At 78.3% G+C, this 13,915-nt stretch carries 11 protein-coding genes; 1 reads left to right on the top strand and 10 read right to left on the bottom strand.

Features of this window, described 5'->3' with window-relative positions; all coding sequences use genetic code 11:
- Positions 1 to 33: 33 nt before the first annotated feature.
- The 6 genes from GTR00_RS04465 to GTR00_RS04440 are packed head-to-tail and all read right to left on the bottom strand — an operon-like array spanning position 34 to position 7,336.
- Entirely contained in the window at positions 34 to 921 is an 888-nt protein-coding gene (locus GTR00_RS04465) for an amidohydrolase family protein (RefSeq protein WP_166610437.1), read from the bottom strand.
- Positions 918 to 1,931, bottom strand: a complete 1,014-nt coding sequence (locus tag GTR00_RS04460; RefSeq protein ID WP_166610436.1) for an aldo/keto reductase — start codon at positions 1,929 to 1,931, stop codon at positions 918 to 920. Before GTR00_RS04460 ends, GTR00_RS04465 begins: the two co-directional genes overlap by 4 nt.
- Positions 1,928 to 2,686: an SDR family NAD(P)-dependent oxidoreductase gene (locus GTR00_RS04455; protein WP_166610435.1), complete on the bottom strand. Its 759-nt coding sequence runs from the start codon at positions 2,684 to 2,686 to the stop codon at positions 1,928 to 1,930. The genes GTR00_RS04460 and GTR00_RS04455 overlap by 4 nt, the downstream gene beginning before the upstream one ends.
- Entirely contained in the window at positions 2,683 to 4,026 is a 1,344-nt protein-coding gene (locus tag GTR00_RS04450; protein ID WP_166610434.1) for an L-fuconate dehydratase, read from the bottom strand. Before GTR00_RS04450 ends, GTR00_RS04455 begins: the two co-directional genes overlap by 4 nt.
- Positions 4,026 to 4,874: a fumarylacetoacetate hydrolase family protein gene (locus GTR00_RS04445; protein ID WP_166610433.1), complete on the bottom strand. Its 849-nt coding sequence runs from the start codon at positions 4,872 to 4,874 to the stop codon at positions 4,026 to 4,028. Before GTR00_RS04445 ends, GTR00_RS04450 begins: the two co-directional genes overlap by 1 nt.
- Positions 4,871 to 7,336 (bottom strand): glycosyl hydrolase family 95 catalytic domain-containing protein, encoded by a 2,466-nt coding sequence (locus tag GTR00_RS04440; RefSeq protein ID WP_166610432.1) that lies wholly within the window; start codon positions 7,334 to 7,336, stop codon positions 4,871 to 4,873. The genes GTR00_RS04445 and GTR00_RS04440 overlap by 4 nt, the downstream gene beginning before the upstream one ends.
- A 153-nt stretch (positions 7,337 to 7,489) precedes the next feature.
- On the opposite strand from GTR00_RS04440, the gene GTR00_RS04435 reads away from it, so the two are divergent.
- Complete coding sequence (locus GTR00_RS04435) at positions 7,490 to 8,476, top strand: acetylxylan esterase (RefSeq protein ID WP_323132208.1); 987 nt, start codon at positions 7,490 to 7,492, stop codon at positions 8,474 to 8,476.
- Between the two features lie 70 nt (positions 8,477 to 8,546).
- Here GTR00_RS04435 and GTR00_RS04430 read toward each other — a convergent pair whose 3' ends face one another.
- The 4 genes from GTR00_RS04430 to chrA all read right to left on the bottom strand — a co-directional run bounded on the left by GTR00_RS04430 (position 8,547) and on the right by chrA (position 13,884).
- Positions 8,547 to 9,797, bottom strand: a complete 1,251-nt coding sequence (locus GTR00_RS04430; RefSeq protein WP_166610431.1) for an FAD-dependent oxidoreductase — start codon at positions 9,795 to 9,797, stop codon at positions 8,547 to 8,549.
- On the bottom strand, positions 9,794 to 10,525 hold the full coding sequence (locus tag GTR00_RS04425; protein WP_407659601.1) for a dienelactone hydrolase family protein: 732 nt from the start codon (positions 10,523 to 10,525) through the stop codon (positions 9,794 to 9,796). Before GTR00_RS04425 ends, GTR00_RS04430 begins: the two co-directional genes overlap by 4 nt.
- Positions 10,526 to 10,691: 166 nt before the next feature.
- Positions 10,692 to 12,431: a phospho-sugar mutase gene (locus tag GTR00_RS04420; protein ID WP_323132207.1), complete on the bottom strand. Its 1,740-nt coding sequence runs from the start codon at positions 12,429 to 12,431 to the stop codon at positions 10,692 to 10,694.
- 40 nt (positions 12,432 to 12,471) lie between these two features.
- Entirely contained in the window at positions 12,472 to 13,884 is a 1,413-nt protein-coding gene (gene chrA / locus GTR00_RS04415) for a chromate efflux transporter (protein ID WP_407659600.1), read from the bottom strand.
- Positions 13,885 to 13,915 lie beyond the last annotated feature (31 nt).

Below are 13,915 nucleotides of genomic sequence, written 5' to 3'. Positions count from 1 at the left end.
GGCCGGGCGGGGGTGGCGGTCCAGCGTCGGTGCTCACGGAGGCATCGTCGCCGCCGGCGCGCGCACCCCGCCAGCGCTCCGGCGCGGCAGGCCGTACACCTCGCGGGCGGTGCCGCCCAGGACCCGCTCGCGCTCGGTGCCGGACAGCCCCGCCAGCAGCTCGCGGGTCCAGCCCTGGACCCGCTCGTACCCGCCGGCCGGGGTGCTCACCGGCCAGTCGCTGCCGGCGAGCAGCCGCCGCGGTCCGAACACCTCCAGCAGGTGCTCCACCACGGGGCGCAGCGCCTCCGGGCCCCGTCCCGGCGGCAGCAGGGTGAACAGCCCGGACACCTTGCACGCCAGGTTCTCCCGCCGCGCCGCCCGCGCCAGTAGGCGCGACCACTCGCCCAGCGCCGCGGCGTCGCCCAGCGGGGGCTTGGCGGCGTGGTCGAGCACGAAGCGCCCCCGCGGGTTCGCGTCGAGCACCGCGGGCACGTCGGCGAGCTGGTCCGCGCGCACCAGCAGGTCGTGCACGAGGCCGAGGCCGGCGGCGGTGCGGGTGCCGCGGCGCACGTCCTCGCGCAGCAGCCAGCCCGTGCCGGGCTCGTCCTCGACCTGGTGGCGCACCCCGGCGAGCAGGGCCCCGCCCGGCCCGCCGCGCAGCGCCTCCACCTGCGCGGCGACGTCGCCGGTGAGGTCCACCCAGCCGACGACGGCGGCGAGCAGCCCGCCGGAGGCCTGTGCGGTGGCCAGGAACTCCCGGGTCTCCGCCACCTCGGCGACGGTCTGCACGAGCACGGCGGCGTCGACGCCCGCCGCCCCGGCCGCCGGGCGCAGGTCCTGCGCCGTGAAGCGCCGCCGCAGCGGTTCCCGCGCCGCGCCGCGCATCCACGGGTAGTCCCGCCGGGCGGGGTCCCACAGGTGCACGTGCGCGTCGATCACGGCGCCAGGCCCGGCAGCGGCACGTCCGGGCGCACGATCCCGGAGGCGCGCAGCGCCTCCCACGCGGCGGCGGGCACGGCCACGTCGAGCAGCGCCGCGTCGCGGCGCACCTCCTCGGGGCTGCGCATGCCCACCACCGCCGACGCCACCGCCGGGTGCGCCAGCACCGCCTGCAGCGCCAGCGCCGGCAGCGTCACCCCGTGCTCGCGGGCCAGGTCCGCGGCCCGGTGCGCCCGGGCCAGGACGTCCGCCGGCGCCGGCGCGTAGCGGTAGGTGGCGTCCGCGGGCGGGCGCTCCCGCGCCAGCAGGCCCGAGCCGAACACCCCGCCGAGCACGACGGAGGTCCCGCGGCGCAGCGCGGCGGGCAGCAGGTCGTCCAGGGCGGGCTGCTCCAGCAGGTCGTAGTGGCCGGCGAGCAGGACGACGTCGAGGTCGAACTCCTCCACGAAGCGGGTCAGCGGCGCGGTGGAGTTCATGCCCGCGCCGATGGCGCGCACCAGCCCCTCCTCGCGCATCCGGTGCAGCTCGGGCAGCGCACCGGTGCGGGCGTCCTCCTCGTGCTCGTCCGGGTCGTGCACGAGCAGCACGTCGACGCGCTCCAGGCCCAGCCTCCGCAGGCTCTCCTCCAGGCTGCGCCGCACGCCGCCGGCGGAGAAGTCCCACACCCGCCGGGCGCGCGCGGGCACGTCGAAACCGCCCTCGACGTCCGTGCCGGCCGGTGCGGGCACCGGTTCCAGCAGGCGGCCCACCTTCGTGCCGAGCACGAACGCGTCGCGGGGCACCCCGCGCAGCGCCGCGCCGATCCGCTCCTCGGACAGCCCCAGGCCGTAGTGGGGCGCGGTGTCGAAGTACCGCACCCCCTCGGCGAGGGCCTGCCCGACGGCCGCGCGGGCGACCGCGTCGGGCACCGCGGTGCGGAGGTTGCCGACGGGGGCGCCGCCGAACCCCAGCACCGGCACCCGCACGCCCGAGCGCCCCAGCGGCCGGGTGCCCGCGCGCGGGTCCGTCACGGCCGCGCCGCCGGCACCCGCAACCCGTGCATCCCGCCGTCCACGGCCACGACCGCACCCGTGGTGGCGCTGGAGCGCGGGTCGGCCAGGTGCACGATCTGGTGCGCCACCTCCTCGGCGGTGACCAGCCGGCCGCTGGGCTGGCGGGCGGCCAGCGCGGCCAGTTCCGCCTCCGGGTCCTCGGCGGCCGCCAGCAGCCGGCTCACCCACGGGGTGTGCGCGGTGCCGGGGTTGACGCAGTTCACGCGCACGCCGTCGGCGAGGTGGTCCGCGGCCATCGCCAGCGTCAGCGCCTGCACCGCGCCCTTGGACGCCGAGTACAGCGCGCGCCGGGGCAGCCCGGCCCAGGCGGCGACGGAGCAGGTGTTCACCACCGCCGCGCACGGCGACTCGCGCAGCGCCGGCAGCGCGGCCCGGGTGGCGCGGACGACGCCGAGGACGTTGACGTCCAGGACGCGGTGCCACTCGGCGTCGTCGTTGTCCTCCACCGTGCCCTGCGCGCCGATCCCGGCGTTGTTAACCAGGACGTCCAGGCCGCCCAGGGCGCTGACCGCCGCGGCCACCGCGGCGCGCACCGCGGCGTCGTCGGACAGGTCCGCCACCACCGCGGTCACCCCCCGCGGCGCCGGGCCGGGGAACTCCCGGTCCAGCACCGCCACCGCCGAGCCCTCCTCGGCGAAGCGCTGCGCCGTCGCCGCCCCGATGCCCGAGGCGCCGCCGGTCACCAGCACGCGCAGGCCCGCCAGCGCGCTCACGCCGGGACCCCGGCCCCGCGCGGCGGCGCGGGTTCGCCGGCCCACTCCGCGCCGGTGGGGAACAGGTGCCGCTGCAGGGACTCCTCGCGCACCTGCGCGGAGAAACCGGGCGCGGTGGGCGCCAGGTAGCGCCCGCCGCGCACCCGCACCGGGTCCACGAAGTGCTCGTGCAGGTGGTCGACGTGCTCGATCACGCGGTCCCGCGCGGTGCCGGAGACGGCGACGAGGTCGAACATCGCCAGGTGCTGCACCAGTTCGCACAGCCCCACCCCGCCGGCGTGCGGGCACACCGGGACGCCGAACCTGGCGGCCAGCAGCAGGATCGCGACGTTCTCGTTGACGCCGGCCACGCGCGCGGCGTCGATCTGCAGCACGTCCAGCGAACCGGCCTGCAGCATCTGCTTGAAGACGACGCGGTTGTGCACGTGCTCGCCGGTGGCGATCCGCACCGGGGCGACGGCGCGGCGGATCGCCGCGTGCCCCAGCACGTCGTCGGGGCTGGTCGGCTCCTCCACCCACCACGGGTCGTGCGGCGCCAGCGCCGCGATCCACTCCACGGCCTGCCCGACGTCCCAGCGCTGGTTGGCGTCCACGGCGATGCGCACGTCCGGGCCGACGGCCCCGCGCGCCAGCCGCAACCGGCGCACGTCGTCGTCGAGGTCGGCGCCGACCTTGAGCTTGATCTGGGTGAACCCCTCCGCGACGGCCTCGCGCGCCAGCCGCACGAGCTTGTCGTCGGAGTAGCCCAGCCACCCGGGGGTGGTGGTGTAGGCGGGGTAGCCCTCGCGCAGCAGCGCCTCGCGCCGCGCCGCCCGGCCCGGTTCGGCCGCGCGCAGCAGCTCCAGCGCCTCCTGCTCGGTGAGGGCGTCGGTGAGGTAGCGGAAGTCCACCAGGGAGACCAGCTCCTCGGGGGACAGGCGCGAGAGCAGGTCCCACAGCGGCAGCCCGGCGCGCTTGGCGCGCAGGTCCCACAGGGCGTTGACGACGGCGCCCACGGCCATGTGCACCACGCCCTTCTCCGGGCCCAGCCAGCGCAGCTGCGAGTCGTCGACGAACGAGCGCCACGTGGCGCCCATGTCGCCCAGGACCTCCTCGACGTCGCGGCCCACGACGTACCCGGCCAGCGCCTCGATCGCCGCGACCTGCACGTCGTTGCCGCGGCCGATGGTGAACGCGAACCCGTGCCCCTCCAGGCCGTCGCCGGCGTCGGTGCCGATGACGAGGTACGCCGCGGAGTAGTCCGGGTCGGGGTTCATCGCGTCCGAGCCGTCCAGGTGGCGGGAGGTGGGGAAGCGCACGTCCAGGGTGCGGAACCCGGTGAACCTCGCGCGGGCGGCCATCAGGCGTCCGCCAGCTCGTTGCGGGTGCTGCCCAGACCGTCGACCTCGCACTCGACGACGTCGCCGGCGCGCAGGTACGGCTTGGGCTCCGGGCGGCCCAGCGCCACCCCGGCGGGGGTCCCGGTGTTCACCAGGTCGCCGGGTTCCAGGACGGTGAAGTGGCTGAGGTAGCGCACGACCTCCCCGACGCCGAACACGAGGTCGCCCGTGGAGCCGTCCTGGCGCAGCTCGCCGTTGACGCGGGTGCGCAGGCCCAGCGCGCCGGGGTCGGGCACCTCGTCGGCGGTGACGAACCACGGCCCCAGCGGGTTGAACGTCTCGCAGCTCTTGCCCTTGTCCCACTGCCCGCCGCGCTCGAGCTGGAACTCGCGCTCGGAGACGTCGTGGGAGACGACGTAGCCGGCGACGTGCTCCAGCGCCTCCTCGGCGCTGGCCAGGTAGCGGGCGCGCCGGCCGATGACCACGCCCAGCTCCACCTCGTAGTCCGTCTTGGTGCTGCCGCGCGGCACCAGGACGGTGTCGTGCGGGCCGACGACGGTGGAGGAGGACTTCAGGAACACCACCGGCTCGGCCGGGATCGCCGCACCGGTCTCCCGCGCGTGGTCGCGGTAGTTCAGCCCGATGCACACCACGGTGCCCGGCCGCGGCAGCGGGGCGCCGATCCGGCGGCCGGTGAGGTCCAGCTCCGGCAGGTCGCCGGAGCGCACGGCGGCGCCGGCGGCGGCGAGGTCCTCCGCGCTCCACGGCCGGTGCGCGTCCAGGACGCCGGACAGGTCGACGGCGCGCCCGTCGGGCAGCAGGGCCGCGGGGCTCTCGCCGCCCCTGGGGCCGGTGCGCAGGATCTTCACGGGGTTCCTCCCTGGTGGGTTCCGGTGCGGTGCGCGGCGGGGGCGGGCAGCGGCACGTCGTGCTCCTCGCCGGGGCCGCCGGTGAAGGTGCCGCACGCGCTCGCGCCGACGGCGACGTGCACGGTGCCGGCGCGCAGGTGCCGCAGCCGCGCGCGGGTGGGCCGCCCCCCCTCCCACGTCAGGTCCACCTCGACCCCGGCGCGGGTGCGCAGGCCGTGCACCCGCCCGCGCGGCCACTGCGGCGGCAGCGCGGGCAGCAGGTCCACGCGCTCGGCGGTGGAGCCCACCAGCGCCTCGGCCACGCCCGCGGCGAAGCCGAGGTTGCCGTCGACCTGGAACGGCGGGTGGGCGGAGAACAGGTTCGGGTACAGCCCGCCGGCCTGGGCGGCGTCGTCGACGGCCGGGCGCAGGCAGCGCCGCACGAGGTCGCCGACGACGTCGCCGCGGCCCAGCCGCGCCCACAGGGCGGTGCGCCAGGCCAGCGCCCACCCGGTGCTCTCCGGCCCGCGCAGCTCCAGGGTGCGCGCGGCGGCCGCGGCCAGGTCCGGCTCGGCCCGCGGGTCCAGCGTGCCCAGCGGGTACAGACCCACCAGGTGGGAGGTGTGCCGGTGCTCCGGCTCGGCCTCCGGCAGGTCCTCGTGCCACTCCAGGAGCTGCCCGCGCGCGCCGGTGCGCGGGCGCGGCAGCCCGGCCAGCGCCTCGCGCACGTCCTCGCGCAGCCGGGCGGTGGCCGGCTCGTCCGGCGCCAGCCGCGACCACGCCTGCAGCAGCCCGCGGGTCAGCTCCAGGTCGCAGGTGCTGCTGGCGGTCACCGCGCGCGCGGTGCCGCCGGCGTCCAGCCAGCGGTTCTCCGGCGAGGTGGACGGCGCGGTGCCCAGGGTGCCGTCGGGCAGGCGCACCAGCCAGGCCAGGCAGAACCGCGCGGCGCCCTCCAGCACGGGCAGCACCCGCGCCGCGACGGCGGCCGGGTCCGCCGCGTGCTCCACGGCGTCGACGAGGTTCGCGCACAGCCACGCCCCGCCGAACGGCCACGCCGACCACGACGGGTCCGCCCAGCCGCCGCCGACGCTGCGGGTCTGCGCCCACCCGTCGCTGTTGTGGTGCGTCACCCACCCCGGCGCGTCGTACATCTCCCGCGCCGCGCGCGCCCCCTCGGCGGCCAGGCGCTCGGTGAACGCCAGCAGCGGTTCGGCGCACTCCGGCAGCGCCCACGCCTGCGCCGGCCAGTACGCCATCTGCAGGTTCACGTTCGTGGTGTAGTTGCTGCTCCACGGCGGCCGCAGCTCGGCGTTCCACAGACCCTGCAGCGTCATCGGCAGCGTGCCCGGCCGCGAGCCGGTGACGAGCAGGTAGCGCGCGTGCGCCACGACCAGCTCGGCCAGCGCCCGGTGGGCGTCCTCGTCGTCGACGGCGCGGTGCACCAGCTCGTCGGTGGGCGTGCCCGGCGCGCAGCGCCCGCCGAGCTCCAGGCCGGCGCGCCCGAAGAGGGCGCCGTGGTCGGCCAGGTGCGCGGCGCGCACCCGCTCCACGGCCTGCAGCGCCGCCCGCGCGCGCCGCGCCGCGGCGTCCACGTCGGGCGTGCCGGGGGCGTGCGCGAGCGGCTCGGGGACCTCCACGGCCACCACCAGCCGCACCCGGCGCGCACCGGACCAGCGGGCCACGAGCACCGCGTCGTCCGCGTCGTCCGCGTCGTCCGCGGCGTCCGCCGTGCGCCCGTCCGCGAGGGCGCGCACGACGACGGCGACCAGCCGGGTCGCCGGCGAGCCGGGCGGCGCCCACCGCACCGCCTCGCCCTCCTGCCCCGGGCTCCACGGGCGCACGTCGAGCGGCAGCTCCAGCAGGGCCCGCCACTCGACCGCGCCGCCGCCCGCGCGGCGCAGCTCCGCCGAGCGCAGCGGCAGCGGGGAGGTGAAGACGACCTCGACGTCCTCGCCGGGGTCCTCGCCGGGGTCCTCGCCGCCGGTGACGCCGACCTCGTGCACGAGCGCCCCGGCGCGGGCGGCGACGAACGTCTCGTGCCGCACCCCGCCGCCGGGGCGCGGCCGGTGCGTCCACGCGGTCGCCGTCGCCAGGTCCAGGCCGCGGCGCAGGCCTTCCCCGGCGCTCAGCCCGGGCGTGCGCACCAGCAGCTCGCCCACGGGCACGTACGCCTGGGTGTGCGGCACCACCGGCTGCATCAGCGCGTCGGCCCGGGCGGCGTCGTCGTCCAGGACGGCCCGCCGCGCCGCGAGCACCCGCTGCGGGTGGTCGGCGGGCGCGGTGTGCCGCGGCCCGCCCACCGGGCCGGACCAGGCGCGGTCGTCGTTCAGGGACAGCTTCTCGCCGTCGGCCAGGCCCCAGCAGACCGCGCCGAGCCGGCCGTCGCCCACCGGCCACGCCTCCAGCCAGGTCGACGCCGGGCGGTCGTGCTCCAGGTGCGGCATCAGCAGCGCCCGCCCCCGGCGCGCGGGCCGGCGGTCCACGTCATCGCGTCTCCTCGCGTCGTCCGCCGGGCCGCGGCGGTGCGGCGGCATGCAGACGATGACGCGACGGCTCCCGGGGTGTCAAGATCTCATCTGATGAATGAGGGTCCCCGCCGCCGGCGGGGCCTCCACCCGCACCGACGAGGAGCCGTTGTGCCGCTGTCCGAGATGACCCTGGGGGAGCTCGAGGAGCTCGACGTGGCGCTGAACGTGCCCGTCGACCTCGACGGGTTCTGGGCCTCCACCCTCGCGGCGGCCGCCGTGCACCCCCTCGACGTGCGGCGCACCCCGGCGCCCACTCGTCTGACGACCCTGACCCACGAGGAGTTCTCCTTCGCCGGCGCCGGGGGCGACCGGGTCAACGCCTGGCTGGTGAGGCCGGCGGGCGCGCGCGAGCCGCTGCCGGCCGTGGTGGAGTTCATCGGCTACGGCGGCGGGCGCGGCCTGGCCGAGGAGCGGCTCACCTGGGCCAGCGCCGGGTACGCCCACCTCGTCGTGGACACCCGCGGCCAGGGCGCGGTGTGGGGCGGGGGCGGCTCCACCCCCGACCCGGCCGGCTCCGACGTCTCCGCCCCCGGTTTCCTCACCCGCGGGGTCCTGGACCGCGACACCTACTACTACCGCCGCGTCTACGTCGACGCGGTGCGCGCCGTGCAGGCCGCCCGCTCCCTGCCGGACGTGGACCCCGGCGCCGTCAGCGTGACCGGCGCCAGCCAGGGCGGGGGCATCGCCCTGGCCGCGGCCTCCCTGGCCACCGGGGTGCGCGCGGTGATGGCCGACGTGCCGTTCCTGTCCTGGTTCCGCCGCGCCGTCCTCGTGGCCGCCACGGACCCCTACGCCGAGCTCGTGCGCTACCTCTCCGTCCACCGCGACCGCGTCGAGCAGGTCCTGGGCACCCTGGACCACTTCGACGTGGCCCACCTCGTCCCGCGGGCCACCGCCCCGGCGCTGATCTCCCTGGCCCTGATGGACCGCGTGTGCCCGCCCTCCACGGTGTGGGCCGCGCACCGCAGCTACGGCGGGCCCTCGGAGCTGGTCGTGCACCCCTTCAACGACCACGAGGGCGGCCAGGCGCACCAGTGGCGCCGGCAGCTGGACTGGCTCGCCGGGGTCCTCGCGGACCCGGCCGCCCCGGCCTGAACCGGCCTGAACCGGCCTGAACCGGCCTGAACCGGCTTGGCGGCCGGCCCGGACGGGGGCGGCCGGGGTCTCAGCCGCGCGCCGGCACCGCGCCGGCGCGCGGCAGCGCGGGGGCGTCCCACTCCACGTGGTGCCGGCGCATCCACGCCTGCTGGTCCTGACCGCGCAGGGCCCCGGCGCGCAGCACCAGCGGCATCACCGCGTCGCGCGCGACGCGGCCCACCGCGCCGGGCGACTTCGCCGCGCTGGTGCGCCAGCCGGCCGCGACGACCCGCTCCACGCGCGCGCGCCGGGTCCGCTCGAACACCTCGAACGCCAGCGGCACCGGCAGGTCGCGCAGGCAGCGCGCGAGCACCACGGCGTCCTCCACCGCCTGCGAGGCGCCCTGGCCGGCGGCGGGGGAGGTGGCGTGGGCGGCGTCGCCCAGCAGCACCGTGCGCTCGTCGTGCCAGGTGCGCACCGTGGGCAGGTCGTACGTGGCCCACGCCCGCAACGGCTCCGGGGTGGCCGCGACCAGCTCCAGGGCCGGTGAGCGGTCCCCGGCGAAGGAGTCCGCCAGCAGCGCCCGCCACCGCGCGTCGGTGCCCGCCTCCAGCTCCCCGCGGCGCGGCTCCGCGCGCAGCGGCGGGTTGGCGAACCACCACGTGCGCCCGCCCGGGGTGGCCAGGTACCCGAAGAACGCGCGCCGGCCGAACACCATCGTCAGCCGGCCGGGCTCGGCGCCGGCGGGCACGTGCTCGGAGTACCCGGCCAGGTTGAGGATCGGCACGAACCGCGGCGGTGCCGCGCCCGCGTCCAGCAGGGTCCGCACCGTCGAGCGCACCCCGTCGGCGCCGACGAGGACGTCGGCGGTGGCGGTGCTGCCGTCGTCGAACTCGGCCCGCACCCCCTCGGCGGTGCGCCGGGCCCCCACCAGCCGCGAGCCGTAGCGCACCTCCACGCCGCGCCGCAGCGCCTCCCCGTGCAGGACCCGGTACAGCTCCGAGCGCTTCAGGGACACCCCCGCCGGGGCCGGCGCGCCCCCGGCACCGGCGCCGCCGGTGGTGTCGATGCCGCCGAGCACCTTGCCGGTGCCGCTGCGGAACTCGATGCGCGGCGTGGGCACCCCGGCGCGCAGCACCGGCTGGTCTGCGCCGATCGCGCGCAGCGCGTCCAGGCCGTTGACCTGCACCCCCAGCCACGCCCCGACGTCGCCCGCCGGCGCCGCGTACGCCTCGTGCACCGTCGCGGCGATGCCGGCGCGCTGCAGCGCCACCGCCAGCACGGGCCCGGCGATGCCGCCGCCGACGACGATCGCGGTGCGCGCGCGCGCTCCGCTCACGAGGCGTCCCGCTCGCGCAGGTGCGCGGCGAAGAACGCCTCGATGCGCGCCCAGGCGTCGGCCGCGGCCACCGGGTCCGGCGCCATGCGCGCCACCCGCCGCAGCAGCGGGCGCAGCGGGCGCGGGCCCACCGGCGCGTCGTTGAGGAAGCCGTGCCCGGCGCCGGGGTACTCGCGCACGTCGTGCTCGACGCCCAGGCGGGTCAGCACCGACTCCAGCTCGGCGGCGGTGCCCTTCAGCGCCGGGTCCTCGGCGCCGTAGCTGGCCACCACCGGGCACGCCCCGGCCAGGGCGGCCTCGGCGTCGGCGGGCAGCCGCGCGTAGTTCGCCGAGGCCACGTCGAAGCCCCGCGAGGCGGTCACCAGCGCGAAACCGCCGCCCATGCAGAAGCCCAGCACCCCGATCCGGCCCGTGCAGGCCGGGGAGGCCGCCAGCCACGCGCGCGCGGCCTCCACGTCCACGAAGGGCCGCCCGGTGCCCGCCACGACCGCGCGCATCGTGGAGACCAGGCAGCGGCGCGCCCCGCCGGCGGTGAACAGGTCGGGCATGAGGGCCAGGTAGCCGGCCGAGGCCAGGCGCGCCACCTGCCGGCGCATCACGTCGTCCACGCCGAACGCCTCGTGGACCACCACCACGCCCGGCCACGGCCCGGGCCCGGCCGGGGTGCCGAGCACCGCCCGCAGGCCGGGGCTGCCCTGCGGGCCCGGGTCCAGCACCACGTCCGTCAGCACCGGCCCGGTGGCCACGGGGCCCTCGACGTCCTGCACGCGGCACCTCCTGCTCGCTCCGGCGCGGTCGCCCACGACGCTGCCAGCGCCGTGGGCCCCGGGCAACGGGTGCGCGGGGTCCACGGCACGACGCCGCCGGGTGCGTGCAGGGTCCTGCCAGGGGCGCTCAGCCGATGCCGGTGGCGGCGCGCACGTCGCGGCGCACCGCCGCCAGCCGCTCGGCGGCCGTGCGCCGGGCGGCGGCCAGGGCGTCCGGCCCGTCCCCGTCCAGCTCCACGACGACCTCGCAGTAGCACTTCAGCTTCGGCTCGGTGCCCGAGGGCCGCACCACCACGCGCGCGCCGGCGGCCGTGCGCCAGCGCAGCCCGTCGGTGGGCGGCAGGCCGTCCACGCCCCGCAGCAGGTCCTCCACGCTGGTCACCGCCGCCCCGCCCAGCTCGGCCGGCGGGTGCTCGCGCAGCCGCGCCATCGCCGCGCCGATCAGGCCCAGGTCCTCCACGCGGATCGACACCGGCCCGGTGACGTGCACGCCGTCGCGGCGGGCCACGTCGTCCAGGACGTCCAGCAGGGTGCGGTCCTGCGCCAGCAGCCGCCGCGCCAGGCGCGCGGTGAGCACGGCCGCCGAGACGCCGTCCTTGTCGCGCACCACCGCCGGCGCCACGCAGTAGCCGATGGCCTCCTCGTAGCCGAAGGAGACGCCGGGCACGCGGGCGATCCACTTGAACCCCGTCAGCGCGGGGGAGAACGTCGCCCCGTGCGCGGCCGCGATGCGCGCCAGGCCCTGCGAGCTGACCACCGAGCACGCCAGCACCGCGCCGGGCGCGGCCAGGTGCTCGCCCAGCACCCAGCCCAGCTCGTCGCCGCTCAGCTGCCGCCACGCCGCGCGGTCCGAGCGCGCCCCGGTGGGCACCGCGGCGCAGGCCCGGTCGGCGTCGGGGTCCACGGCCAGCACCAGGTCGGCCCCCACGCGCGCGGCCAGGTCCAGCGCCAGGTCCAGCGCGCCCGGCTCCTCCGGGTTCGGGAACGCCACCGTGGGGAACGCCGGGTCCGGGTCGGCCTGCTCCGGCACCACGTGCACGTCGCCGAACCCGGCGCGGCGCAGGGCCCCGGCGAGCACGGCGCCGCCGACGCCGTGCATGGGGGTGACCACCAGGCGCAGCTCGCGCGCCGGGGCGCGGTGCCCGGGCAGCGCGGTGGCGGCCAGCACCGCGTCCAGGTAGGCGGCCACGACGTCCTCGCCGAGCACCCGCCAGCCGCCGGCGGCCCGCGGCAGCCGCGCCAGCGGGCCCACCGCCGCGATGGCGGCGGCGATCTCGGCGTCCACCGGCGGCACGATCTGCACGCCGCGGCCCTCCTCGCCGCCGGCGCGCCCGCCCAGGTAGACCTTGTAGCCGTTGTCCCGCGGCGGGTTGTGGCTGGCGGTCACCATGACGCCGGCGTCGGCGCCCAGGTGGCGCACCGCGAACGCCAGCACCGGCGTGGGCAGCGGCCGCGGCAGCAGCAGCACCTCGCAGCCCGCGGCGGTCAGCACCGCGGCGGAGTCGTCGGCGAACTCGCGCGAGCCGCGGCGCGCGTCCAGGCCCACCACGACGCGGGGGCGCTCGAAGCGCTGCGTCAGCCACGCGCCCAGCCCCGCGGCGGCGCGCTGCACCACCGCCCGGTTCATGCGGTGCTCCCCGGCGCCGACCGCGCCGCGCAGGCCGGCCGTGCCGAACTCCAGCGCGCCGGAGAAGCGCTCCGCCAGGTCCGCGGCCGCGGCCGCGTCCCCGCCCCGCGCGGCGGCCAGCACCGCGCGCAGCTCCTCGCGGTCGCGCTCGTCGGGGTCGTCCTCGATCCAGGCCAGGGCGCGCTGGCGCAGCTCGTCGGTCAGGGGCGTGGGGTCGGTCGTGCCGCCGGTCGTGCTCACGACGACGACCCTACGACCGCCCGTCCCGCGGCCGGCGCGATCAGCTCAGGGGCAGGGTGGCCAGGCCCAGCAGGGCGCTGACGGCCAGCACCCGCAGCACCGACCACCTCCACCGGAAGACCATCACGGCGGCCGCGGCGGCCAGCGCCAGGGACACCCAGCGCAGCGAGGTGAGCACCGGCACCTCCAGGTGCACCGGGCCCGCCGCCCAGGTCGTGGTGGTGGCGAAGAGGGTGTGCAGCGCGAAGTAGACCGCCAGGTTGGCGATGACGCCGACGACGGCGGCGGTGATGCCGCTCAGCGCCGCCGACAGGGCCCGGTTGGCGCGCAGGCGCTCCACGTGCGGGGCGCCCAGGAAGATGAAGAGGAAGCAGGGCACGAACGTCACCCAGGTGGTCAGCAGCGAGGCGAGCACCGCGGCCACCCACGGGTCCAGGGTGCCCGGGTCGCGGTAGGCGCCCAGGAACGCCACGAACTGCACCACCATGATCAGCGGCCCGGGGGTGCTCTCGGCCAGCGCCAGCCCGCGCACCATCTCCCCGGGGGCCAGCCAGTGGTAGCGCTCCACGGCCTGCTGGGCCACGAAGGCCAGCACGGCGTAGGCGCCGCCGAAGGTGACCAGCGCGGTGCCGGAGAAGAACAGGCCCTGCCGGGTCAGGGTGCTGCCCGTCCCGGTGAGCAGGGCGACGGCGAGCACGGGCGCGGCCCACAGCACCAGCCCGACCGCGAGCACCCTCAGCGCGCGGGCGGTGGAGGGCCGCTCGGTGTGCAGGACGTCGTCGGGCACGAGCGGGGCGGGTCCCTCGCGCACCGCGCCGTGCCCGCCGGCGGCGCCGGCCAGCACGTGCGGGGCCCAGCGGTGCAGCCCCCAGCCGAACGCGGCGGCGCCGGCCACGACCAGCGGGAACGGGGCGCCGAAGACGGCCAGCGCCGCGAAGGCCGCCACGGCCGGCACCAGCAGGGCGCGGTGCGCCAGGGCGCGCCCGCCCACCCGCAGCACCGCCTGCACCACGACGGCCAGCACCGCCGGGGCCAGGCCCGCGAACAGCCCGCTCACCACGGCCGTGTCGCCGGCGGCGGCGTACAGCACCGACAGGGCCAGCAGCGCGAGCACGCCGGGCAGGACGAACAGGGTGCCGGCGACCAGTCCGCCGCGGGTGCCGTTGAGCAGCCAGCCGGTGTAGACCGCCAGCTGCTGCGCCTCCGGGCCGGGCAGGAGCATGCAGTAGTTCAGCGCGTGCAGGAAGCGCTGCTGGCCGATCCAGCGCTTGTCGTCGACCAGGGCGCGCTGCATGACGGCGATCTGCCCGGCGGGGCCGCCGAAGGTCTGCAGCGAGATGGCGGACCAGGTGCGCACCGCCTCCCGGAAGGGCACCAGGTCGCGCTGCCCGCCCGGGGCGGGCGGCTGCGCCGGATCGGCGCGGTCGGCGGGGGAGGGGCGCGGCTCGGGCACGGCGCCGATGCAACCCCGGACGCCCCCCGCC

This window comes from Kineococcus indalonis (assembly GCF_009906395.1).
Lineage (GTDB): Bacteria > Actinomycetota > Actinomycetes > Actinomycetales > Kineococcaceae > Kineococcus > Kineococcus indalonis.
This window is presented reverse-complemented; position numbering and strand designations above follow the sequence as displayed.